The organism is Mycetohabitans endofungorum, from assembly GCF_037477895.1.
Classification (GTDB): Bacteria; Pseudomonadota; Gammaproteobacteria; order Burkholderiales; family Burkholderiaceae; genus Mycetohabitans.
Genome location: NZ_CP132744.1, coordinates 1,709,544 through 1,733,378, shown reverse-complemented (window position 1 = coordinate 1,733,378; position 23,835 = coordinate 1,709,544). Strand labels below are relative to the sequence as shown.

Below are 23,835 nucleotides of genomic sequence, written 5' to 3'. Positions count from 1 at the left end.
GCGCAATGTCGCTATGGCACCAGAACAATGAGGTGAACGATGGCTGATACCACAAGGCCGGCCACCGAGGCCAATTCGACGGCGGACGATACTGCACAGGATCCAGTTCACTTCGATACGTTGTGGGCGACCGCACAGGATGCACTCACGGTATATGCGGGAAAAAGCTGGAGCGCGCGCAGTGATGCCGATCCCGGTGTAACGCTGCTGCAAGCGCTCACTTTTGCGGTGTCAGATGTGAGCTATCGGCACACACTACCGCTAACCGATTTATTGACGCCAGAATCGGTGCCCAACAAAAGCGCAACGTGTCTGAATCACGGCACTGACAGCGATAGCAGCATCTTTGCGCCGGAGTTCGGTCCGGAAACGGCGTTAACGTGTGGACCAGTGACCCTCAATGATTATCGGCGCCTTCTGTTGGATTTGACTGACACCGACAACGAATCTTCGACTTTTCTGTTCAGGGATGTGCAGATTGCGATCGTGTCGCCAGAGCAAAGCTACGCTTACATCTATGACACCGACCGCTATACGTTCCGGTTTGTAGGGGAAGAAAAAAATCATTTGAAACAGAAAAAAGCGAAACAGACTGGACAGGAAAAAAAGAATAAGGAGAGATACCGGGTCCCCGGACAGTACCGGCTATGGGCGACCCTGAATCCTGGTGTCGAAGAGGATGACGCGAAAAAGCGCTTGCAAACTTGTCTAAGGGACAACCGAAACCTGTGTGAATGGGAAATCACCGATATTTGCCTTTTAAGGCCCACGAAACAAGAGCTGCAGGTCTTCATCGAGTTGGAAGACGACCTTGCGGCCAGTCAAACCGCTCAAGTCGTCGCGCAAGCGATCTGGAAGGCCAATGACGCATTATTGCCGTGGCCGATACGTCAATGGGCTGCGGCTCGCCTTGCGCAAGGCGAGGCGGCGGAAGCAGTCTATGCGGGGCCGCATCTGAAACATGGCTGGATTGCCGGCTTGCCACCGTCACGTGAAATGGACGATCAAGGCAAGCTTACGACAGCGTCGTATTCTACGTTGACGGCCGCAATGATGACCGTGCGTGGCATTAAGCGGGTGTCGTGGGGCAGCCAAAACGCGCAAGCATCGAAAGGGACGCTTGAGATTGCCGCCAATGCGCAAGTGCAATTGTGGGTCGATCCGGCAAGTGGCCAGTTCGAGGACTCTTCGCTTGGCAGCACAATCATAGTGCGCAAGCGTGGACAAACTATCACGGTGGAATGTGGGGCAGTCGACAAGCACCTCAAAGCACTGCTGACGCAGGTGACACTAGCTAAACGCGATGAGACGAGACGGGTGCCATACGGCCAGTATCGGCATCCTGGGTATTACCGCAGTGCCGGGTCTTGGTTGCCACCGGTGTATGGCTTGCAGCAGACTGTCGAGCAGTTTGCTAAGAGTTTCAACGCGAAACAACTGCTGCGGTTTCTGCGTCCATTCGAGCAACAGGTCGCCGACAGTGCAGATCAATTGGAAAAGCTGCCGCGTCTGTTGGCCTTCGATAACCGGGATCCCGAAGCCGCGGTATGGGGCGCGGCCATTTGGCCGCAGGCGCATAAAGATCCGCTTGCCGACGAACAAACTAAGTGTGTGCTCACGGGGCATGACGCACTGAAACAGGAGAGCAAGCGCCAGTCGCAAAGCGATGAAAAAGCGTTGGCAATCGTCGATTATCTGTTGGGTTATTTTGGGGAGTGCCGCGCGTCACGCACGTTGTTGAAGTCCGACGCGAAAGAATTTCTTAATGTGCAACAGGGTTTTTTGCGACAGGTGACGCGACTGTCGTATGAGCGAGCGGCAATCAGTATCAGCAAGATCTCAGCGTTGCAGCGCAAGATTGCAGCGCGCTTGGGTATTGGCAAGATTGCGCGCTTGGATAAAACGCTGTTCGATGAAACGCTGCAACAAGACAATGCTCAGTTTCCAATTGAAGATCTGCCCTTCTATTTGATCGAGCACCAAGAGCTATTACCGAAGGCGCCTGATCCGGCACTTGTAGACTTGGGAAATCGGTGGAAAGGGCAGGTCACTGTCTATAGCGACACACCAGGCCAGCAGGACAGGTCTACTCTCCTGAGCCTGGCATTGGAGGGGATAACAAACGGTCAACTGCGTGCAGGACAGCTGATCGAACTGCAAGCTTACCAGTCTAAAAATGAATTTGAACCAATCACCGGCATCGTAATTCACAAGGTGGGAGATAATAGCGCCGATTCACCTGCGAAGATCAAGGTTGATTTAACTCAACACCAGCGTTTGAAACGAAGTGTTCCGTTGCTGCAGGATAAAAACTATCAGTGGAAATGGAGAATCAGTTCGACTTGGCTAAAGCGAGTGGTGTACGACCTTCGCTACATCGATAATAACGTTCCTCAGGACGATACCGCAACGCTGATGGTGCAACCGTCGTTTCCAACCGATCTGGAAATTGGTGATGAATTTGCGTTGCGGCCTAAAGCAAGATGGCAGAGTATGCCGACGGACGCCGAACTGAATGAAGTTAAGGGCAAACCGGATATTGTTGTCAAGGTGAAGAAGATTGATCCGATCCAAGGAGCCGTGACTGTCCAATGGATAGGCGAAAGGGGGCCGGAAGTTACTAAAGATAAAGAGGGCTATCCCAAAGTCAGTCCAGTTAATTTATGCATCACCTCTTCAAAAATGGCGCCAAAACCGGCATGGCCGGTAGCAGCCATGCCGGTCCTTTACGGATGGTCTGTCCCCTACAAAGAAAATACGTTCGCGTTCACCTTAAGCGTGGTATTAGATCGAAGCTGGTTGGGTCAACACGGTAACCCGAGTGAATTAAACCATTGGATCGAGCAAATAGTTCGGCAAGAAGCCCCTAGTCACTTGAATATTCAATTGCATTGGCTAGATAAGCAGCAATTTAAAGATTTTGCGTTTAAATATCAGCAGTGGCAAAAAGGGGGGCGACCGGTTGGTGATCAGTCGTACGGGCTATTGAATTTGCTTGGTGTGGGAGATCGGCCCACGGATGAGCGCGTCGGTATCGGGTTCGTGCAAATCGCGGATCCGGAGACCCGCACAAAACTCGAAAACGATATTTCGGAAAAAGACGTGAATAAATCACGGAAAGCTCGTATTGAGCAGCAGGTGGTCTATGTTGAAGGTTCGAATGATACCTCCCTGCCTCGGCCGAAGAAGATCACATAAGACGGCGCAGTCTGGATCGTAAAAATTCATTGGAATAGGAATACTGAAAATGTATCAAATGAAAAAAAACGATTTGGTAGAAAAGTTTAGTGCATGGAAAGTGCCTGGTGAGGCAGAGTTTGGGGAGTTGATCGATTTCGCGAGCGTTGCCCCATCGGCGGGTAACGGCTTGGAGATGGAGTCGAATGGGCGTTTGAAAGTGAAGTGCACACCCAATAGCGGACTGGTGGCCGATAGCGAGGGACTGGCGGTGCAATGCGGTGACGGTTTGACGACGCAGGATGGCCGGCTATCGGTTTGTTATGAAGAGGGCATCACGCATGAAAATAATACATCAACCCAAGTTGACGAACTAAAACTTCATGCCGCGCAAGGGTCTGCGCTTGTCGATGATGGGACGTTGCATGTGGTGACCGGGTCGGGCGTGACGATCGACGGAGACGGTCAACTTGCGTTGGACTGCGACAACCGAACGTTGGTCATCGAAAAGCATCAAGACCGAGGTTACTTGGAGTTAAACGTGGATTCCGACGGCGGATTAATTGTCAAGGACGGCAAGCTGACATTGAACATCGCGAAATTTATGCCTTAAGACAGCAATGCGGTATCAATGCGAAGTATCGGCGTACTGGGGTCGATCTGCAAACCTAAATCAGGAGAGCCAAGATGGCGAATTCAAAGGCAAGTGAATTGAAAAAGAAATTTGTGACGGGCGCAACGCCTAGCGAGGCGGATTATCATGAGCTAATCGAATTGGCTAATGTGGGACGCAAGGCGGTGGGCGCTTCCGAAGGAGAGGATAAGCCAACGGCGGGCGAAGGGCTAAATTACGACCTGAAAGACGGAAAATTGAGCGTCAGACTGAAAGAGAAGAGCGGGCTAGCGGTCAGCGACACGGGTCTCGAGGTCAAAGCAGGGGGAGGAGTAAAGCTCGATGCTAACGCAGTCAAACTTGCAATAAAGGAACAAAGTGCGTTATGCACGGAGGGAGGTGCCCTACACATCAAAACGGGCAACGGTGTGACGGAGCAAGACAGACAGCTGACATTAAATGTAAACGAGTCCAGCGGCTTATCGACGGACGGCGGCAAACTGCAAATGAATTTTGAACCAGAGACTTCTGGACTGAAATTGGACAACGGTCGACTCGCCGTTAAATATAACGAAGATCATTTCACGGCTGGCGATAAGGGGTTGACGCTAAAGGAAGGTCACATTGAAAGACTGGCGTCACAATTCGAGGGCGCGCTCAATAAAGCAAGCGAGGGCACGAAAATTGGTTTTCGGGATAATGTCAACTCGGATCAGTCCGACCTGGAAAGAAAGATTGCTACTGAGCTTCGCAATGCCTATCGGCAAGGAAGCAATCCAGTGGAGGCATTGAAGGCGCTGACAGGATTTTTTAAAAAATTCCGAAATGAAAATAAGGCAAAGCTAAAAGGTGACATTGCGCTGTCGCCACAATCTGGTAATACTTGCTTGTATGGAAATAATGGCGAAAAATTTACCAAGAACTGTTTATACATCGTGGATCCCTACACGCCCGGTCAAAGTCAACAAGCCGATCATGAGGAGTTAAGTCAGTTTGGAACCGGGATATATGGCGTGTATGGCGCGACAAACACCGACGGCAACCCCCGGGGAACAGGGCAGGATGGGAAGGATGGGCAGAACGGAGGGTGGACCCAAAACGCGTTAATGGTCTTGGTTGGACAAGGCAATTTCGCAGCGGTCTTGGGCAGCTGGGACATGGCGTCAGCAGACGCCCCTTGGGATGGCGATAAAGGGCAATTTTCTTGCATTCCCACTACGGATCCGAAGCAGTACCAAACCGGGTATGCCGATGGATATACGAAGCCGACGGAGCTCGCAAGGATCGTGGCGGAGGGCATCGGGTATTTGGAAAAAGAACAGCGTGGCCCGGCTGTTGAAGAAATCGAGGTTGATGACAGCCTCCCGAAGGCGGAACGTTGGAAGGTTGCCGCGAAGCAGATATGGACGCGATGGTTAAAACCGTTGGCCCCCCCGGACCCCCCCGGAGGTCCCCTCAGGATTGAGTACCCCACGCCTCGCATCGTATCGGTACCGACTGGAGTCGCGAAGCGAGTCCGGGGAGTGACGACCGACGAGGGCGTGTTGGCGGTTGAACCCCACGAAAAAGGCATATTGCTGGTACCCCGGGGCATCGGGCGGGCGCTGGTCGGGTTGTCACGGGAGGCGAGGCCGGCTGGGACAGAGGTCCGCTCCCACGCGGTCATGTACGAGGTTGAAGTACGTTACCCCGAGACCGTCGTCGTGAGTGTGTCCGTAGCTCTAGGGCAGGGCATCCCGGGTTTCTGTCGGCTGCTGGAGGAGAAACGCGGTGTTGCCGGGGCGGGAGCAGAGTACTCGACAGCGGCGGTCGACGAAGAAGTGGCAGGCAGGATACCCCTTCCGTGTTTTTACAAGGTCGAACTGGCCTCGCGTATCCCGTCCGGGCCGCCGAGCAGCGTGGAACTAGTCGGGGTGAGCCTGACAGCACCGTGGATACGGGAGGTGGATGTTGACCTGGATCGAAGTTGGACGAGCACGTCGGGCGGCTCTCTCGCGGGTGTTTGGAAATGGACGAGGGGAGTCCTTGTCGCATTGCGCGGGGGAGGGGGAGAGAAGCAAGTGACAGGGGGATGTCCCACGGGTGCAATCGGGATCCGGGTGGGAGGAGCGCTGTGGTCGGTGAAGATTGTCGGCGCGTGATCGGTGGGGGTGCGGAGAGCGGAGTGTTAGCCTGCCCCCACGAAGGTCCGACGATTCTAACGTACAGGTCCAAGGGTTTCCTCGGTGACTAGCCGTTTCCCGCCCCGGGCTTCACAGTTCGATTGTTGTGCTCGCATGGTGCCGTCTCGAACCGATTCCCACGCGCATTGCCCAGGAGGCAAACATGCGAACCTCCCATATCGAACCGCCTTTCCGTCCTCGCCCACGTCGCCCACCGCTGTCGATACTCCGCCACGCGCCGCAGCCCTTCGGCAAGGTCACCGCGTCGCGCCTGCTCATAAAGCCGGCGAAGTTTCAGTGCATGGTTGGTTAAGGCGCGAGGCGCCACGGCGGCGCAGCCGTCGGCGGTAAAAAGAAAGCCCATCCAGTCGAAGCCTTTTTCGACTTTGCCAATAAAGGTTTTGTCGGGGTGCTGTTCGAAACCATAGGAGGCCAGAAATTGATTCAATTGTTTGACGGCTTTTCGCAAATGCCATCGGGTTTTCGCAAAGAGCAGAAAGTCGTCCAGGTAGCGCACATAGACCAGGTGCGGAAGGGCCGCGAATGCGTGATCGATGGCATACAGATGAAACGCGGCGAACAGCGGGCTGATCGCACTGCCGCGGGCAATGCCTTTGACCGGCGTATGAAACTCGCCGCCCGAGACCACCGAGTAACGGACGATTTGCGACAGCAGATCGAGCAATTTGGGATCGGCGATGTGCTCACGCAGCTGGGCGAGGAGAATCGATTTATCGATGTTGGCATAGTACTGCCGGATATCGGTGCGGCAGATGAACGGATACTGTCTCAAGCATACAAGTTGGTGTACGCGTGCCACGGAAGCGACGCCGCCACCGTGCCCGCGCACATGTTCGCAGGCTCGATGAACGGGCAAGTGCGCTTGCAGCAGCAGTGTTAAACATTTGATCACAAGCGCGTCGGCCGATGACCACACCACGACCGCCTCGCCCGACGCCTTGGTGACGCGCGACATTGGCTCGAAGCGATACGTGCCGCGCGCGAGCGTTTCCTGGATCCGGTTGCGTTCGGTATGCCAATGAAAACGCAGGTGCCAGATATCGGCGTGATCGGGAAAGTGGCGACGCTGCGTGCACAGCCATCGATAAGCGTCATCGATGAGGGCATCGGACAGCTTGCCCAGGCGGACAGATGGCATGAAAAGGGAACGCGGGGCCGAATGACAGACGTTTTGTGGTTTCGTGATGATGTGATTGTACATGGCGTGTAGCGCTGAGCTGCGGATGCAGTCAACCCAAAATGGGTCGGCGTTGCCGGTACGTGAAGGTTGGCCGGATAACAGGAGTATTGCGATGAGTGCAATTCATCCAGGCTGGGAAGCGCAAAGTTTATTGAGATCAGCTGCTTCGGTATGCCCGGTTGCACACGCGGCGTACCCGATGGTCAATCACGGCTTGGCTGGGGCTTAAATGATGCACAACAGAATCGATCGGTTTCGCTTTAAGCTGCGAGCGCCCTTTCATGACGCGGAGTGCATGCAACGCCGTTGCAGTCTACTGTTTCACGATGCGCTGCGTGTGCACATCGCGCGGGCGATCGAACAATGTGACGACGGCAGTCTTCACGAGCCGCGTCAGCTTGACCGGCTGGTGGTTCAAGTGGGCGACATTGCGCTGGCAAGGCTCGAGGCAGAGTTACTCGATCGGGTGCCCGTCGAGCTGGCGCGTGTGTTGCGAGCCGCGCTGAATGCGCGTTCAAGCGAAGGGGGCAATAGCGCACGATTGCCGATAGACACAGCGGCGCACCGGCACGCGACGCGCTCGGCAATGCTGCACCCGACGGCGATGGCCGATACCGGTCCATCCGGTTGGGCGTCACTGCTGCGTTACTTGGACACAGGCGTGTGGAGGGCGCCCAACAGCGCGCCTAGCGGATCAAGCGGCGGCCGCCTCCTCAGTCCGCATGCTTATATGATGCATCTGATGCAAACGAGCCAGGCGGGCTTGAGTGATGACTCGTCTGGCTCCCGGCTCGCGTTAGCCGAACGCTGCTTGCAACCGAACGCCCGACACCGGTTGATCGCCGGATGTGGCAATGCCGCGTTGCGCTCGTTGTTCGCTTGGTGGATTACGCCGGCCCACATTGAACTGCCCTCACAACCGGACTGGTCGCTCCTGTTGCCGCTCGGAGCGTTGCTCGTGCTGCAGCGCTACCCGGTGGCGACGCAGGTGAAGGTCAGCCAAAGGTACACGTCAGCGGGCATCGCGCCGACATCACGCCCGTTGCCGTTTTCTGGCTATCAAGCCATCCCTGTGACGGCGATCGATGCGGTACAGCGTCATTCGGTTGTGTCCCAGAGGTCGGTCAGTGCAGCATGTCTTTCACACGACGCGTCGAAGGCTGCATTAAGCTCGAATCACTCGCTCCAGGCGTGTCTTGATGCGTTGCTGGCTCGTCCGCTGACCGAGCCGATGCGGCGTATGCTGCGCGACCTGCTGATGTCGCGGTTCGACGATACCCATTCGGCGCCTTGGCTGACAACCCTAACGGCCAGCCTGCGCGAACGACTTGTTGTGGCCCTTGACCTGCGTAACGTACATCCGACGCTACATGCCACGGCATCGGTGTCGCGTGCGACCCGTTCGGCAGGTCACGTGCCACGGGAACGTGACGCGCTGGCCGCCGAGCGCGCAATGTGGGCCAAGCAAGCGCTTGCTCCCACGCAACGCCGCTCGAACCCGCTTGTTGAAGCCGAGCCGCTGGTCGTAGCCAACGCGGGTTTGGTGCTGCTATGGCCGGTGTTGCCGCGCTTGTTTCAGACCTTCGAGTTGGTCGATGCCGACAATCGCTGGCAGCCGGATGCCGCACTGCGCGCCGTCGCGCTGCTGGACTGGCTGGCAGGAGGACAGACGCCGCCGGCCGATTGGCGCTTACCGGTGCCGCGCCTGCTATGCGGTTTGTCGCCGCTGCCGCAGGACGCGACGTCGATCAACTGGCCCGTGCTGGACGGGCCACAACAAGTCTATGCTGACAGCTGGCTCAACACGACGCTGGCGGTGCTGCCGGGTCTGCAGCGCTTAAGTGTGGCCGACGTGCGCGCGTTTTTCCTGCAACGCACGGGCATGCTGACAGCAGACACAAAGCATCTCACCTTGGCGGTGGAGCGGGATGCAACCGATGTGCTATTGACCCAGGTGCCATGGCCGCTGACGCAGGTAGCACTACCTTGGCTATCAAGCCCCATTGAAGTGGAGTGGCTCGCATGAAAATTTTCACTTCTCAATCGCTCAATGCACCCGCGCCGGGCACGCAGTGGCACCCGTTGGCCGAGCCGGCCGAGGCGCAAGGCGGGCGGGCGCCCGTGAGCGCGGCATTCGAGGCGCTGGGGCCGTGGCTGGAATATGTTGACCAGGTGGTGCAGCAACTGCTCATCTGGCAGCAGCAACATGAGGACGACCGTTTCGACCTCGCCGGGTTGCTCCAGCCGGTGGAGGCGCTCGAAGCCAGCTGCACACACCCGCGCGGCATGCCGTATTGGTGCAGCGACGATGCCGCGTCGTGGACAACGCTACATGCGCCGGCAGCACACGGGCGACTGGCCGAGGTGATCGAGCGATTCGGGCTCACCTTGTTCGAGACGCAGGTACTGGTGTTGTGTGTGCTGCCGCTATTCGAGCCGCGTTATCGCGTACTAATCGCCTATTTGCAGAGGGACGAAGGCGCGAGTTGGCCTAGTGTGGAATTCGCGTTGACGCTCTTTAGTGCGACGCCCGTGCAGCGCATCGCGCACCGCCACTTGCTTGGCACAGACGCTGGCGCTCTGGTGCATCATGGCCTCGTCTACTTGGCGGAGCGCAACGGCCGCGCGAGTACGCGCGACGACGCTGCGTACCTGCGCGTGGATGAGACCGTCTATCGCTACTTAAGCGGCGCAGACGCGACATCGCTGCCCACGGCGCTCACGCAGGTGGCGCAGTGGTGGCCCGCTTCCCGCGCCGGTGACGTACTGCGTGACGGCCCGTGGGCCGCTTGCGCACAACAGATTGCCGCGTGCTGCTTTGAGACTGAGCCGGGCCGTGCCCCGTTATTGCTGTTGCATCCAGCCGACGGTTGCCTGGCGTTTATCGCGCAGCTGGCGCGCGACGCGAGCCGCCCGACGCTGGTCGTTAATCTGGCGGTATTACCGGACGAGGCGGACGAGGCATGGCCAGTGTTGCTCGCGGCGCTGCGCGAAGCGCGCTTGCACGGCAGCGTGCTGGTGCTGCAACAGCTCGCTGACGGTGTGGCGCGGCATGGTCGATTGCTCAACGCGCTGGCGCCACGCTTGGCGGGGCAGCCGGTAGTGGGCCTATGCTCCGAGCAGGACGCGGACAACGTGTTTGCTACGCTGCCGCGGGTGCGCGTGACGCTGCCGCCGCGCACCCGCGAGGACGATGCACGGTTATTGCAAGCTAGTTTGGGCCCGACCGGTGACGCGTGGGACCTGACGGCGTTGCTGCAGCACATGCGGGTCAATCCGGATGCACTCGAGTCCACGCTGCAGGAGGCGCACGGCTATCGGGCGCTGCGCGACGCGCAGGCGCCGCTCGCGCCAGCCGATCTGCATCAGGCGCTGCGCGTACGGGGCCAGCAACACTTTGGCTCGCTCGCGCAGCGCGTGTCACCGCGGCGCACGTTCGATGACTTGATTGTTAGCGCTAGCGTTACCGAGCAGCTGCACGAGATAGTTGCGGCGATCCGGCAGCGCGACGCGGTGCTCGCGCGCGGGTTTGCGCGCAAGCTCGGCCACGCAACGGGCATCAGCGCGCTGTTCTACGGCGAGTCGGGCACCGGCAAGTCGATGGCTGCCGAAGTGCTCGCCGGTGAATTGGGCGTGGAGCTGATTCGTGTCGATCTGTCGACGGTGGTCAACAAATATATCGGCGAAACGGAAAAGAACCTGTCGCGGATCTTTGATCTGGCGGTAGCCGACACGGGCGTATTGCTGTTTGACGAGGCCGATGCGCTGTTTGGCAAGCGCAGTGAGGTGAAGGACGCGCACGATCGACACGCGAATATCGAGGTGTCGTACCTGTTGCAACGGCTCGAGCAATACCCGGGGCTCGTAGTGCTAACTACGAACAACCGCGCACACCTGGATGACGCATTCACGCGACGGCTGACGTTTATCACGCGTTTTGAGGCGCCGGATGCGGCGCTGCGTGAGCGCATGTGGCAAGCGATCTGGCCAGATCAGATGCAAGTGAACCAGGAAGTGGATTTTGCGCGGCTCGCGGCAGTCACGGAACTCACCGGCGCGGGCATTCGAAACGTAGCGTTACTCGCCAGCTGGCTAGCGGCTGAGCAGGATCGGGCGGTGAGTCAGGCCGATATCGAGCGTGCAGTGCGGCGCGAACTGAGCAAAACGGGACGGATTATGCCGCGCCTGGCGGCATGACGAAACGATGGTGCATGCAGCCATGGGGCGGCGTGCGACGATGATAAAGCAAGGAGGCGGATATGCCGGACCCCGGACAACCCACAGTCAGCGACGAATCGTTGCTCAAACTCAATGTGCAGATCGACAAGGCACTGAAAAAGTATCTCCCGATCATCGGGGAAAATAGCATCGAGATCCGATTCGACATGCCGGATAAGGACAAGCTGCCGAATGACCCGACGCTGTGCGTGTTCCTATACGATATCCAAGAGGACCTGGAGCTGCGGCACGCACGCACTCGTCCGTATCAGGCGCATGACCACACGCTGGGTCCCCGTCTGGTCCACGTGCGTTGCTGCTATTTAGTGACGTATTGGGGAAAGGAGCCGGATTCGAAGAGCGGGCCGAAAAATCAGCCAATGCAAGTGATGAACGCGGTACTCAACGCGCTGCTGAACGCAAACCTGGAGCAGACAATGCCGCCGTCCTTCTCGCGCGTGATCGCTCCCTCTGAGCATTTATCGAGCATGGGCAATTTCTGGCAATCGCTGGGCGACCGTCCACGGCTGTGCTTGAACTTCACGGTTACGATTCCGGTGGCACTCCATACCGATGAATCTGACCAGCAGATAACGCCGGTACGGGAGACGAAACTTGAGATGCCTGAGGCGCAATCGTGGGAACAATATGACAAATCGTTGCGGTTCAAGCGCGTGCTGGCGAACAAAGTACTGGCATCACTGAAAGACGTGGATCAAGTGCAATCAGCGCGTGTGCAACTGGCGCGTCTGTCGGTGACCTGCAAGTACGAGCAATTGAATACCGAGCCGAAGGTACAGGTGGTTGGCTTACTCGATGCGGAGATTTTTTCATTGGTGATGAAAATAATTGAAGATAAAGAAAGCCAAAAGGAATGGAAAGAGATTGGCGTGCAAGTGTCGCTGGATATTGATAAATTAATTAAATCTTAAAAATATGGTGATATTAATTTATAAGTGACACATAAGCTTCTAATTTGTTGTTTCCTAGCGTGGTTTTGGAATGAAGATGTTTGTATTTGGGTAGGGAAAGTAATTTTTTTGATGAGGAGATTAAAGTTATGCAAAAAAAAGCGAAGCGATGGAAAAAAAGAAGAAAGGCGAACGTTGATGAAAATATAAACGTAAAAGATAGGGAGTTGGTATCATATCAAGATATGATGAAAAATTACAATGGCGAGAAACAGACGTTGCATGAAGTGGCCTCAATCCTCGGGGCATGGAGTAAACGAACTCGTCTTATGCATGAAGTTGACAAGCGTATCCAGCTTTTTAAGGAATGGGTGACAGGCGAACAGCATCAAAGCGTATCTATGCATGTGCTGGGGCGTTTGCGGGGAGAACATAGGGATGATCCGCACACTGGCGTATATAATTGGCTACAGAATATGCGAAAAATAGGGCAGGAACCTGCTAACGGTACATACCTTAATATCAATCCACCTTCAAAGTGGGCCGGCGCAATCAATCATGGTTGGCTCCAGGGAGCGATTGATAGAGGGAACATATTTTATTTGGTAACTCCTGTCCCACAGGAGGTTGTGACGATCCATAACGCGACGGCCCAAAATCCAACAGAAGAAAATGTTAATATTTATAAAGATATCCTAAAAGTGTCAGGGTGGGAGCATTGGGATACAATTTACGCAAAAGAGTTAATTTTGTGTGCTAGAAATCGATACTTTATTCATGGAGATGAAAGTGATATACAGATTTGCAGCGGAGCAGCGCCTTAATATCTATTTTAATTACCTAATTTGGTTCGGGGCGAGTTCATATCCCGGCTGAATATCGGTGAGGTGCTATATGCTGTGCCACATAACAGTACTGCCTGGAGCTGGTCGCTGACGCGGGCCGGATGACTAACAAGTCGGGGGGCTTCCGTCACGGCGAAACCCATAAAACACTTGGTATTTTGGCGTGTGTGTAAGAAAGTTTCTCCACTGCTCAAATAAATTAGCGTGCAACAGCGCTGTGGAAGGACGAGATGGTAATGGCCTGTAGGCAGGTCATGATATTTGCTGTGTCTTCAGTGATTAATTATTTGAGCATAAGATGATGAAGGACTATTAGTGTCATGTTTGACTTGATGGTGTTTGCTGATTGCTTTATATATAGACAATATTTTGGACCGTATTTTTCTGGTAAGTTAATTTTGGAGGGTGTTGTGGTTAATAAATTTGATTTTAGGTTTGATGATGGTAATCAATATTATTGCTCGATAGAAGAGCTTATCAAAAAAGCCAGTGATGATATTGGGCATATCCCAGGTATCCGAGCGACAAAAAAATATAGCAATGATGTGTGGCTCATTAATTTTCCTGGCGTTGAGAAGGCGAATGGGTTAAGTCTGGCTATGTGGGAAAGGAATTTGTATATAGTGGGATTTGTTCTGGATAAGAAGTTTTATAGATTTTCTGATGATGAGTTTAAAGGTATTAGTGTTGAGGGCGCTGAGATTTCGGATTTGGGAGTAAAATCGAATTATCAAGATCTTAGAAATATAGCGGGAAAGGATGGGGGGGATACAATACAAATCTCTCAGAAATCGATAGAAGACGCTGCTATTAGTTTGAAAAAATTTTCTGGAAAATTTGACGAAAAATTGGCAAAATCCATTATTGTACTCGCAGCGGCGATACCAGAGGCAATGCGAATGAGATCTGTGTTCTATGGGATTAAAAATGCCATTAATAAAGGCGAAAGCTTTGCGCTTGATGATAAAGTAATGGGAACTATAAAGAACTGGAGTAAATTCAGTAAATATGTCAAAGGAATCAATGATTTTTTTAAAAATCTTGAGCAAAGTGGATGTGACGTAGATAAAGAAGTTTTTGAGGTAGGTGAGAAGGTAAAGCAAACAAGGGCGCAGATAGCAACTAGGCTACGTGGTTATTCACCTAGACTTGCTATTGTGCACAGATAGACATAATGATCCAATGTCATACTGCCTTTGATGCCGCCCAGCCGGACTTTGTGGAACAGCCCCGTGATCTTGGGAAGCATTCGTTTCACCTACACGCCCAGAACCGCAAGGGTAAAGATGAACCGCACCGGGTTTGGTGGAGGCTCCAACTCTTGAGAAAATGGAGCCATGAACAAGAAGCCAAGCAAATTTTCCCCGGAAATGCGAGAGCGCGCAGTGCGCTTGGTACGCGAGCAGCGTAGTGAGCACCCATCGATGTGGGCGGCAGTCGAATCGATTGCACCGATGATCGGCTGCACGCCGCAAACGTTGCTCGATTGGGTCAAGCGTGAGCAGGTTGACCGCCGGGGGCGCGATGGCGTGAGCACCGCCGAGCGCGAGGTCAAGAAACTGCGCCGTACCAACGAGATTCTCAAGCTGGCGAGTGCGTTTTTCGCGCAGGCGCAGCTCGAGCGCCGATTCAAGTCCTAAAGGCCTTCGTCGATCAGCATCGCGACACCTTCGGGGTCGAGCCGATCTGCAAGGTCTTGCGGATTGCCCCGTCGGGCTACCGACGCCATACGGCGCTGCTTCGCGACCCGTCGAGACGCTGCGCCCGTGCAAAACGCGATGAGATGCTGCAACCCGAGATCAAGCGTGTGCGCACAACGATTGCCGATATGAGCGCGCCGCGCCCGCTGGACCGGGTCAACCGCCAGTTCAAAGCTGACCGACCGAATCAGCTCTGGGTGTCGGACTTCACCTATGGTACGCCCAGCCAGCGTAGCCCGTCCGTACGGGGGGTGAGCTGCTTGAGCATGTCTGGAATGCAGTACCCGGAGGAATTGATGTTGTAGCACTGGGACATGCCCTTCCTCTGCTGCGAGAGGAAGTGAGCCGAAGCGGCGGTGACTTGCCGACACTGGCAAGGTGACGTAGTCCGTGGGAAACGGGGCTTGCGGCGAAGCGGTTACGCCAAGATGAGCCTCCAGGCTGAGCATGGGACGGTTGAGGAACACGAACCTGTTAAACCGCATCTGAGGGTTGAAGTGTCACCTCTGCCCACACCGCTTTATGGGCAGAACGCGCACTGTTGCCGGTTACACGTATGGCCCGGCAGCACGAGGGCTGACTGGATATGTATGCTGGTCGGCAGGGAACCACGGGGAGCGCGCAGCTAGACCGTGGTGTTCGCGAGGACTTGCGGCAAGCAAGGATAAAGACTGCGACAGGTAACCTCGCCCATGCGTTGAGTCCGACATGTGAACTGGGGAAGGTCTGCACGGATGCCAAGGGAGTGTGCCCCCGATGACGTGCAGGCTGGCGGAGCCTCCGTAGTAGTCCGAGGTCGGGGGAGCCGGCCACACGGCGAAGGGAGGCAGTTGAAGTGGTTTGCTTGGTTAATTAACTGACCATAGTGAGGTGAAGACCTTTGATAATCAGTGAAATGCAAAGCAAACTGGCGACGTGGTCAACGGAGAACAAAGAGCGCAAGTTCAATCGACTCCTGAGGCTGATTGCCGATAGAGATTGGCTGAGCGAAGCGGCTCGCATTACGCTGGTATCCAGCGGAGCTCGCACGCCGGGTGTGGACGGAGTCGACAGACGCACGTTGGAAGCAAATCTCCAGCATGAACTGGCGAGGATACGCGAAGAACTGCTGGCGGGATCGTATAGTCCGCTGCCCGCACGACGCGTGTACATACCGAAAGCGAACGGCAAGCTCAGGCCGCTTGGCATTCCGAGCCTGCGTGATCGGATCGTACAACGGGCCATGCTGATGGCGATGGAGCCGATATGGGTAAGCGATTTCCATCCGGCTTCATATGGCTTCAGACCGGCCCGTAGTGTTCATCACGCGATTCGCACGGTGAAGCTTCAGCTACAAGACGGTGGCGAACACAGTGTCTCCGGTCGCTGGGTTATCGAGGGTGATCTCGCCAGTTACTTTGACACCGTTCATCATCGTCTTCTTCTAAAGGGGATCCGCAAGCAGATTGCCGACCAGCGCTTTCTTGCCTTGCTGTGGAAATTTATCAAGGCGGGGTGCGTTGATCGTGATCTGTTTCGTGCCGCGAGTGAAGGCGTTCCTCAGGGCGGTATCATCTCACCCCTGTTATCCAACATCATGTTACACGAATTCGATGCGTGGATGGAAAGGAACTACCTGGGCAAGAAGGTGCGCAAAGATCGGTGGGCGTGGAACTTCGCCATTTTCAAACAGCGTCCGATTACTGTGCGAGAAAACCGCCAGTGGAAACCAGCTGTCGCCTACTGTCGGTATGCAGACGACTTTGTGATCGTGGTCAAAGGAACACGGGAACATGCCGAGGCAGTGCGCGAAGCATGCCGAGAGTTTCTCGAAGGAGAACTGAAGCTCACGCTGAATATGGAGAAGACTCATATCACGCATGTAAACGATGGCTTTGTCTTCCTTGGTCACCGAATCATACGCAAGCGTGGATCACGCGGTCGCATGCGGCCTGTAACGACCATTCCGTGGGAGAAGTATCGAGGCTTTGCCTCGAGGCTCGTCAAGCAACTATCAGGCAACTATGGCATGAACCGGATGGATCTGATGGAGAGCCTGAACCGGCAGATCGCCGGCTGGGCTGCCTTCTATCAATACACCGACTTCACGGCCACCATGTTTAGAAAACTGGACCGCACGGTCTTCTGGAAATTCGGCTACTGGCTCGCGCCCAGGTATCGGCGCGGGTTCAGTTCGCTGATGCGTGACTATATCCGGGCACCAGAACCGGGACAGGCTACGACATGGGTGCTGCAAGGCCAAAACAGTCGAGGTTGGTATGGGGTGGTGGCGCTTCGGCGTCTTGTTACCAGCCGGAAGGGCCAATTCAGGTGGCGTACGCCGTCGGAAAATCCGTACATTATGTGCGATGAGGCCCGGAACACCATCGAGTCGCGCTATGCCGATGTCGCCTTTGCTATGAGCAACGCTTGAATGGAGAGCCGGATGCGCTGAGAGGTGCAAGTCCGGTTCGGGGAGGAGAGGCAGGGAGATAGTTCGACTACGCCCTGCCTCTTACTCCACTTTCGACATGGCAGGGCTGGTTGTACGTGGCGTTCGTGATCGACGTGTTCGCCCGTCGCATCGTTGGCTGGCGCGTCAGTTCGTCGATGACCACGTCTTGTGGGCGGCGATCCGGTAACGCTCGCTTCTATTGTGCGCGGAATGAATCGATAGCTCGACGCGCCCAGGCGAAATAAGTTAATATACTCAATGAGTATTTCCTGGGGAGCCCGTGTGCCTACAATCAGCACCTTTTTCGGAATCGTCATCAGCATGTACTGGCGAGATCACAACCCAGCCCACTTCCACGCCCGGTATGGCGATCTTGAGGCGCTAATCCGCATCGATACGCTGGAGGTTATCCGGGGATCACTGCCGAAGCGGGCGCTCGCGCTCGTGTTGGAATGGGCATCGGAGCACCGGGCCGAACTCAACGAGAATTGGGAACTGTGCCGCGCCCTCGCGACACCGAAACCCATTCTTCCTTTGGAGTGAGCATCATGATTGCATGGAACATAACCGCGTTGAAGGTGTTACCGGGTCATCGACTCGAAGTTTCGTTTGCGGACGGTCTGCGAGGCGTGGTCGACATGTCGAAGGACGATTTCAGCGGCGTGTTCGCCCCGCTGGCTGATGAGTCATATTTTGCGCAGGCAACGATTCGCGATGGCGTGGTGGTCTGGCCGAACGGCGTCGATATCGCGCCCGACGCGATGTATGACGAAGTGAACGGGCACAAGTCGGGGATCGCAGCGTGAAGAAGGGAGTGCCGCCTCAAACGCAGCAGGAGTTTTTGCGTCACGCGATGAGTGAGCTGGGCATGACGCGCGAGCAGTTCGCGGAGCGGATCGGCACGAAGAAGCGCACATTGGATAACTGGCTACTTTCGCCTGATTCTAACGAGTATCGGAGCATGCCCAACATGGCGTGGAAGTTCATGCGGGAGATCCTGGAGCATCAATCAAAAAGCGCTTGAAGCGTCAACACCGGTCATGTCGGTGCACACATCGACCTGCGGAACATAGACGATACGTAACGAAAGCGCATGTCGGTATCGTTTCCGATGCGACGAAATACATCTGCTGAAGTTGCCATGCTGCGCATGGCTTTGGTTGAGCGCGCGGCGCTTCCAGTGAGCAATTTTGGTTCACGAAATCAACAGTTAGTGGGAAGCGCGCAAGCGCTTACACGCTCAGCGGCATCCGGAACTGTCTGTCGGCAATGACTTTTGCTGGCAGTTGTAGCTGACGCCAGGCAGGGAGCGTCGCGCCGCGACGCAGGAGCGGGCATTCGCACATTGCGCTGACAAGATGAATGAAAAAATGCTTGCCGACCCGAAACCAGTCTGCGTATAATCTCGGTCTCTGCTGATGACGGAAGCGGCGTTGTTCCGAGACGGACACATTGTGAAGTTTTGGCAGAAATGAGTGAAGTCTTCGTTGAAACGAAGGAAACGGATCAAAAAGACTTCACAAACGGAAAAAACGTCGTTATAATGTTGTTCTTTCTGAGCTGTTAAACAAAACAGCGAGACAGAATCTGAAAAGATTATGTCCCCTTCGTCTAGAGGCCTAGGACATCACCCTTTCACGGTGAGTACAGGGGTTCGAATCCCCTAGGGGACGCCAGATATCAGGCGCACCAAAAAGTGCGCGCAGTATAGTATGCAAGAGTAACCAACGCTTGCACGCTAAGATGTCGAATTGGAGTGGTAGTTCAGTTGGTTAGAATACCGGCCTGTCACGCCGGGGGTCGCGGGTTCGAGTCCCGTCCACTCCGCCAAAGTTAAAAAAGCCCGCTTATGCGGGCTTTTTTATTTCATATTGCCAGGCGCCGCTGGCATGATGCGGCGAATCATGCGCATTCGTGCTCACCGCATCCAGCGGTGGCCCGCTTCTGGACCGAGCGACGCCGCCTATGCGTGTATCCTTTTGCTGACGCTTGACCAATAGACCAGCAGCCCAGCCGCTGCCAGCGCGAGGCTTAGCGTATTGGCGTACCAAAAGCCGCGCGCGCCAGTCAGTGCCGCGGGCATCCAATGTAGTGGGTCGAAGCCGGCGAGGTATCCGCCGCCCAGGCCGACGCCCCATAGCGCGATGGCGTAGATTATCGTCGGGACCACGGCGACCTGGTACGCACGCAGCGCGAACGCAGTAGTGATCTGCAGCGCGTCGCACAGGTGGTAGACAGCGACGATCGTCAACAGCGGCATGGCGGCGGCAACCACATTCGGGTCGGGCGTATAGGCGGTGATCAGCCACGGCCTCATCACGATGATAACCGTTGCGTACAGCAGCGCGATGCCTGAGGCCAATCCGATCCCATGCGCGGATAGGATGCGTGCAGCGGCGAATTCGCGCGCACCGAGCCGTTGGGCGACCAGCGTGGATGTCGCGATGCCAATCGACAATGGTGTCATATACAGGACTGCGCTGACATTGCCGGTAATCTGGTGCCCGGCAAGCGTCGTGGTGCCGAAACGCGCGATGAACAGCGCCATGAATGTGTAGGATGTGACTTCAATCAGGTAGGACAGGCCCATTGGGACACCAAGCTTGAGCAACGCCAGTTGTTGCCGCCAGTGAGGCCACGAGCATTGCGCGAACACTGCAAACTGGCGATAGAAATCGACGCGCAGCAGTAGCACGATGCCGACGAGGGCCGATAGCCAATTGATGATCGAGCTGGCGAGGGCGGCGCCTGGACCACCCAGCGCCGGCAGGCCGAACGCGCCGTGGATCAGCAGCGCATTGAGCGGTACCTTCAATATCAGTCCGCCAAGCTGGATCAGCATGACCGGCCGCGGCTTCGCGACTGCATTCGATAGTGAGCTAAAGAGACGGAACAGCAGGCTGGCCGGCAGCCCGAGCGACAGGATGCGCAGGTAGGCGAGCGCGCGCTCATTGAGTTCCGGCGGTGCGTCGGCAATGCGCAGCAACGGCGTCGGGAAGTACAACAGCAGACAGCCGGGCAGCGCCAGTATGATGGCGAGCCAGGCCGATTGCCGTACTTCTTCGCCGATTTGCGCGTGGCGGTGCGCGCCGAATAATTGTGCCGCGATGGGCTGCAGCGCGACCAGGATGCCCGTCAGACCGATATAGACCGAGATGTAGATCGACGAGCCGAGTCCAAGAGCGGCCAGGTCCGTGGCACAATACCGTCCGACCATGGCAGTATCGATGACGCCGAACGCAATGATCGCCAACTGGCCGACCAGCACGGGCCAGGCGAGGGAGAGAATTTGACGGGCGTCGGTCAGCATGTCGGGCGTGGGTTGGACGGTGGGTTGAGCGGACAGCGCGGCTATCGGCCGGCGGCACCCGGCAGCCTATGGTCTTGAGGATTGGCTATTGGACCGTGCGATGCCTCATACCACGGTGCGGTGGCGCCTTCGTTCGCTCAACCCTGACATACAACCGGAACAACTCGTCGCGATCCGCGGTCCGGCGTCCTTCCCATGCGAGGTGCCATGCGTATGGCGGCAGGGCACCCGGCGCGCTGAAATCGTGCGTGTCCTGTCGCAGCAGTACGTCGCAATCCTCATCGCCAAATGCAAAGCGCATATTGCCGAAGTACGCGAAGGTCGCCAATTGAGCGTTACCCAGACGCACCGGCTGGATACATGCATAGTCAGATGGCAAATGCGTGGCAATTTGCGTGGCGACGTCACGGTAGGTCCGGCTGTAGTTCACCACGGGCAACCATAGCGTCATCAGCAGCACCCACATCAGTGTCGTGCCGCCGCTGGTCAGCACGACACTGCGCCAGATTACCCTCGGTTGCCGCGAGATGCGCCAGCGTACCAATGCGATCCAGCCGAGCGTAACGACAAGCGCGCACAGGAACGACAAGGGCGCGAATTCGGGCTGGAATCCGGGCACCAGCCGCGCGAGGTTGCGGGCTAGCGGATGCGGGAAGCCGGTCAAGCTCGCGAGCCAGACCAGCCAGACGAACGAGCCGAGGATTGTGAAGCTGAGCACCGCGAACCAGTCGATTGCGTTGATCGCGCCGCGCTTCAGCGTGGGCAGGCCGAACGCGGCGAGTACCGCGAGCGGCGGAATCAGCAGCATGAAAAACCGGTTGGTTTGATGGCTTTGCAGCACGACCAGCACCAGCAGGGGCCAGAACACGAACATCGGAATTGCCACATGCGGTGCGCGGCGCAGGCCGCCCCAGCTGTACCAGGACCAGATCGCAAGTGGCCATGCGGGCCATGTGAACAGGGGCAAGTTCTTAATCGCGTAGAACAGCGCCTTGGACGGCGGCCCAGCATACTCATCGAAGTTGCCGTGGAACCACGTGCGTAAGAAATCCGGTGCATGCGCTGGGAACACCCATAGCGCGACCAGTGGCCACGCCAGCCCCAGCGCGAGGGCCAACGGCATCGTGACCACGGCAAACGGCTTGGTCTGGACGCCGTGGACCAGACCGACCGTGGCAACGATCGCCACGAGCAATGCGGTTGCCAGCACCGGATTGCCCGCCAATGCGATGCCACCTAGTGCAACGCCAGTCCATGCCGCACCTTGCAAGGGCTTGTCGAGGCTGCGCACTAGCCCGTACAGCAGCATGGCGACCGCAGTCATTTCAGCGATTTGCGGCGTCGTCTCGTGGCCGCGCTCGGCCAGCCCAAAGCAACCCAGCACGATCAGCAGCGCGCCATCGGCCAACGTGCGCCCGTAGTCTCGTGGCAACGGTTCGCCGCCAAACGCATATTTAAACGGCTGCACTTCTGGGCGCCGGCCAAGCAGGTACGCACCATACCAGACGAACGCGCAGGTCATGCAGAAAAACACGCCGGTGTAGAGGCGCGATGCGTTGCTCGGATCGACCAGCGGATCTAGCCATCGGATAAAGGAGGCACCGACCCAATAGGCAAGTGGCCCATCTGTCGTCACGGGCTTGCCGACCAGGTTCGGCAGCAGCCAATCGCGCCAGGTACCGCTTGCCATCGTCCACATGACGCCGAAGCCGGCGGCATCCTCGTTCTTCCAAGGATCACGGCCGAACAGGCCGAATGCTGCATAGACGACGCAAATCGTCAGCAAGGCCCAGCGTGGCAGGGCGTTGGTGGCCGCGGCCGTGAGTCGGACAACGGGTCTCATGCGTAGCGATTGGACCTATTCTTGTGATCGGCGATCCAGCAGTGTAGTCGTGCTGCGGGTGCCGTTGACAGAAAAGGGCAGCCGAGGCTGCCCTTGATGGAAATTGTCCCGGCCTGCGCGGCGCGCCGCAAGCGGCGTTGCCAGGTACCGGGTGGCCGCCAGCGCGGGCGGCCGCTCCGCGGCCGGGCTTACTTCGCGACCTTCGCGCCGGCACGGTTGCCAAACTTTTGGCGGAACTTCTCGACGCGGCCGGTCGTATCCATGAACTTGTTCTGCTCGCCCGTGTAGAAAGGGTGCGATTCGGAAGACACTTCAACCTTAGCGAGCGGATAGGTTTTGCCGTCAAGCTCGATCGTCTCACGCGTCTGGATCGTTGAACTGATGATGAACGTCTTGCCGTTGGACATGTCCTGGAACACGACCTCGCGGATATCGGGGTGAATGCCTGTCTTCATGATACGTTCCTTGGTTTCAAGCGGTAGCCAGCCCGCCGCGTCACCCTGTCGACAGTCCGCTGCCGGTGCGCGAGCCACTTTCCGAAGGTGGAAAAGGCAGAATTATGCCCGAAAATCAGTTGGTTGGCGAATTTTTCAGGATCCCGGTGCCGGCTGGGTCCTGTCGATAATAGCGCGCGAGCAGCCGGTACAGCTGCGGATACTGCTCAGCGAAGGCGTGTGGCCGCACGAACAGCGCCTCGCTGCAGACCGCGAAGAATTCCGACGGGTGTTCGGCGGCATACGGGTCGATCAGCGAATCGCGCTCCAGGCGTGCCCAGAGGTGCGGTGGAACCGCGTCCACGCGCGCGCAGAACTGATCGTACGCGTTATCGAAGATGTCGCCCCATTCAGTGCACTCCAGCGCTGCATGCCAGCGGCGAATCAGCGGCGGATGGCCGTCGGCATCGCCGTCCAGCATGTCGATCTTGTGGGCGAACTCGTGGATCACGACGTTGTACGCATCGCGACCATCGGTCATCTGCACGTCTTCCCAGGACAGGATCACCGGGCCGCCTTCCCACGCTTCGCCGCTGGCATCCTGCGTGATCTCATGGACCACACCGGCTTCGTCTTCGACGGTCTTGCGGATCACAAACTCGCCTGGGTAGACGATGATGCCGACCCATCCGCGATACAGCTCCAAGCCCAGGTTCAGCACCGGCAGGCAGGCCTGCGTGGCAATGTCCACGCAGATCTCGTCGGTCAACTCGAGCGCGTGTGTGGTCGTGAACGTCTTTTGCGCCAGGAACAGGCTGACCAGCTCGCGCAGCCGCGCCTGATCGCCGTCGGTCAAATAGCATAGGAATGGCAGCCGCGCGCAGGTGTGTGCCCATAGCGCGTCAGAAATCGCGAACTCGCGCAGCGCGCGCTCGCGGCGCCGTCGCTCGAGCCAGCCGGAGACTTTGCTGAACATCGGGTCCTGCC

At 56.7% G+C, this 23,835-nt stretch carries 17 protein-coding genes, 2 tRNA genes, 1 pseudogene and 1 other annotated feature; of the genes and pseudogenes, 15 read left to right on the top strand and 5 right to left on the bottom strand.

Going from position 1 to position 23,835, the window contains the following annotated elements; all coding sequences use genetic code 11:
• Positions 1–39 precede the first annotated feature (39 nt).
• From RA167_RS07445 to RA167_RS07435, 3 genes are all read left to right on the top strand, one after another.
• A complete protein-coding gene (locus RA167_RS07445) occupies positions 40–3,198 on the top strand; it encodes a hypothetical protein (RefSeq protein WP_076785065.1) in 3,159 nt (1,052 codons plus the stop codon).
• 49 nt (positions 3,199–3,247) lie between these two features.
• A complete protein-coding gene (locus RA167_RS07440; protein WP_076785064.1) occupies positions 3,248–3,790 on the top strand; it encodes a hypothetical protein in 543 nt (180 codons plus the stop codon).
• A 74-nt stretch (positions 3,791–3,864) separates the two neighbouring features.
• A complete protein-coding gene (locus RA167_RS07435; RefSeq protein WP_076785063.1) occupies positions 3,865–5,931 on the top strand; it encodes a hypothetical protein in 2,067 nt (688 codons plus the stop codon).
• A gap of 88 nt (positions 5,932–6,019) precedes the next feature.
• On the opposite strand, the gene RA167_RS07430 is transcribed toward RA167_RS07435, so the two are convergent.
• Positions 6,020–7,174, bottom strand: coding sequence for a reverse transcriptase domain-containing protein (locus RA167_RS07430; RefSeq protein ID WP_139336963.1), 1,155 nt, complete (start codon positions 7,172–7,174; stop codon positions 6,020–6,022).
• Positions 7,175–7,448: 274 nt separating this feature from the next.
• Between RA167_RS07430 and RA167_RS07425 the strand changes: the two genes are divergently transcribed.
• From RA167_RS07425 to RA167_RS07370, 12 genes and pseudogenes are all read left to right on the top strand, one after another.
• The gene (locus tag RA167_RS07425; protein ID WP_139336962.1) at positions 7,449–9,179 is read left to right on the top strand and encodes a contractile injection system tape measure protein; all 1,731 of its coding nucleotides are present in this window, start codon (positions 7,449–7,451) and stop codon (positions 9,177–9,179) included.
• Positions 9,176–11,350, top strand: coding sequence for an ATP-binding protein (locus RA167_RS07420; RefSeq protein ID WP_237574352.1), 2,175 nt, complete (start codon positions 9,176–9,178; stop codon positions 11,348–11,350). The genes RA167_RS07425 and RA167_RS07420 overlap by 4 nt, the downstream gene beginning before the upstream one ends.
• Positions 11,351–11,412: 62 nt before the next feature.
• On the top strand, positions 11,413–12,303 hold the full coding sequence (locus tag RA167_RS07415; protein WP_076785060.1) for a DUF4255 domain-containing protein: 891 nt from the start codon (positions 11,413–11,415) through the stop codon (positions 12,301–12,303).
• Between the two features lie 128 nt (positions 12,304–12,431).
• Positions 12,432–13,106, top strand: coding sequence for a hypothetical protein (locus RA167_RS07410; protein WP_139336960.1), 675 nt, complete (start codon positions 12,432–12,434; stop codon positions 13,104–13,106).
• A gap of 341 nt (positions 13,107–13,447) precedes the next feature.
• Positions 13,448–14,296 carry a ribosome-inactivating family protein gene (locus tag RA167_RS07405; protein ID WP_076785059.1) on the top strand — a complete coding sequence of 283 codons (849 nt, stop codon included), beginning with the start codon at positions 13,448–13,450 and terminating at the stop codon, positions 14,294–14,296.
• A 168-nt stretch (positions 14,297–14,464) separates the two neighbouring features.
• A pseudogene (locus tag RA167_RS07400) lies at positions 14,465–15,042 on the top strand (IS3 family transposase); the annotation flags it as partial.
• Positions 14,722–14,838: a sequence feature (AL1L pseudoknot), on the top strand. (Overlaps the previous pseudogene by 117 nt.)
• A gap of 665 nt (positions 15,043–15,707) precedes the next feature.
• Positions 15,708–17,240 (top strand): group II intron reverse transcriptase/maturase, encoded by a 1,533-nt coding sequence (gene ltrA, locus RA167_RS07395; RefSeq protein WP_338876618.1) that lies wholly within the window; start codon positions 15,708–15,710, stop codon positions 17,238–17,240.
• 279 nt (positions 17,241–17,519) lie between these two features.
• Complete coding sequence (locus RA167_RS07390) at positions 17,520–17,804, top strand: DUF4160 domain-containing protein (RefSeq protein WP_237574255.1); 285 nt, start codon at positions 17,520–17,522, stop codon at positions 17,802–17,804.
• Between the two features lie 5 nt (positions 17,805–17,809).
• Positions 17,810–18,067 (top strand): DUF2442 domain-containing protein, encoded by a 258-nt coding sequence (locus RA167_RS07385; RefSeq protein ID WP_083705956.1) that lies wholly within the window; start codon positions 17,810–17,812, stop codon positions 18,065–18,067.
• On the top strand, positions 18,064–18,285 hold the full coding sequence (locus RA167_RS07380) for a transcriptional regulator (RefSeq protein WP_083705955.1): 222 nt from the start codon (positions 18,064–18,066) through the stop codon (positions 18,283–18,285). The genes RA167_RS07385 and RA167_RS07380 overlap by 4 nt, the downstream gene beginning before the upstream one ends.
• 576 nt (positions 18,286–18,861) lie before the next feature.
• Positions 18,862–18,937 (top strand) — tRNA-Glu (locus RA167_RS07375).
• Between the two features lie 77 nt (positions 18,938–19,014).
• Positions 19,015–19,091: transfer RNA gene (locus RA167_RS07370), tRNA-Asp, on the top strand.
• Between the two features lie 133 nt (positions 19,092–19,224).
• Here RA167_RS07370 and RA167_RS07365 read toward each other — a convergent pair.
• The 4 genes from RA167_RS07365 to RA167_RS07350 all read right to left on the bottom strand — a co-directional run bounded on the left by RA167_RS07365 (position 19,225) and on the right by RA167_RS07350 (position 23,824).
• Entirely contained in the window at positions 19,225–20,571 is a 1,347-nt protein-coding gene (locus tag RA167_RS07365; protein ID WP_076785053.1) for an MATE family efflux transporter, read from the bottom strand.
• 85 nt (positions 20,572–20,656) lie between these two features.
• On the bottom strand, positions 20,657–22,414 hold the full coding sequence (locus RA167_RS07360; RefSeq protein ID WP_076785052.1) for an ArnT family glycosyltransferase: 1,758 nt from the start codon (positions 22,412–22,414) through the stop codon (positions 20,657–20,659).
• Positions 22,415–22,602: 188 nt separating this feature from the next.
• Positions 22,603–22,869: a type B 50S ribosomal protein L31 gene (locus RA167_RS07355; protein ID WP_076787226.1), complete on the bottom strand. Its 267-nt coding sequence runs from the start codon at positions 22,867–22,869 to the stop codon at positions 22,603–22,605.
• A gap of 115 nt (positions 22,870–22,984) precedes the next feature.
• Complete coding sequence (locus tag RA167_RS07350) at positions 22,985–23,824, bottom strand: zinc-dependent peptidase (protein ID WP_076787224.1); 840 nt, start codon at positions 23,822–23,824, stop codon at positions 22,985–22,987.
• Positions 23,825–23,835: the final 11 nt, after the last annotated feature.

Coding starts and splice junctions, on each gene's coding strand:
- RA167_RS07445 (WP_076785065.1), top strand. CDS start 40: ATGGCTGATACCACAAGGCCGGCCACCGAGGCCAATTCGACGGCGGAC.
- RA167_RS07440 (WP_076785064.1), top strand. CDS start 3,248: ATGTATCAAATGAAAAAAAACGATTTGGTAGAAAAGTTTAGTGCATGG.
- RA167_RS07435 (WP_076785063.1), top strand. CDS start 3,865: ATGGCGAATTCAAAGGCAAGTGAATTGAAAAAGAAATTTGTGACGGGC.
- RA167_RS07430 (WP_139336963.1), bottom strand. CDS start 7,174: ATGTACAATCACATCATCACGAAACCACAAAACGTCTGTCATTCGGCC.
- RA167_RS07425 (WP_139336962.1), top strand. CDS start 7,449: ATGCAACGCCGTTGCAGTCTACTGTTTCACGATGCGCTGCGTGTGCAC.
- RA167_RS07420 (WP_237574352.1), top strand. CDS start 9,176: ATGAAAATTTTCACTTCTCAATCGCTCAATGCACCCGCGCCGGGCACG.
- RA167_RS07415 (WP_076785060.1), top strand. CDS start 11,413: ATGCCGGACCCCGGACAACCCACAGTCAGCGACGAATCGTTGCTCAAA.
- RA167_RS07410 (WP_139336960.1), top strand. CDS start 12,432: ATGCAAAAAAAAGCGAAGCGATGGAAAAAAAGAAGAAAGGCGAACGTT.
- RA167_RS07405 (WP_076785059.1), top strand. CDS start 13,448: ATGTTTGACTTGATGGTGTTTGCTGATTGCTTTATATATAGACAATAT.
- RA167_RS07390 (WP_237574255.1), top strand. CDS start 17,520: ATGAGTATTTCCTGGGGAGCCCGTGTGCCTACAATCAGCACCTTTTTC.
- RA167_RS07385 (WP_083705956.1), top strand. CDS start 17,810: ATGATTGCATGGAACATAACCGCGTTGAAGGTGTTACCGGGTCATCGA.
- RA167_RS07365 (WP_076785053.1), bottom strand. CDS start 20,571: ATGCTGACCGACGCCCGTCAAATTCTCTCCCTCGCCTGGCCCGTGCTG.
- RA167_RS07360 (WP_076785052.1), bottom strand. CDS start 22,414: ATGAGACCCGTTGTCCGACTCACGGCCGCGGCCACCAACGCCCTGCCA.
- RA167_RS07355 (WP_076787226.1), bottom strand. CDS start 22,869: ATGAAGACAGGCATTCACCCCGATATCCGCGAGGTCGTGTTCCAGGAC.
- RA167_RS07350 (WP_076787224.1), bottom strand. CDS start 23,824: ATGTTCAGCAAAGTCTCCGGCTGGCTCGAGCGACGGCGCCGCGAGCGC.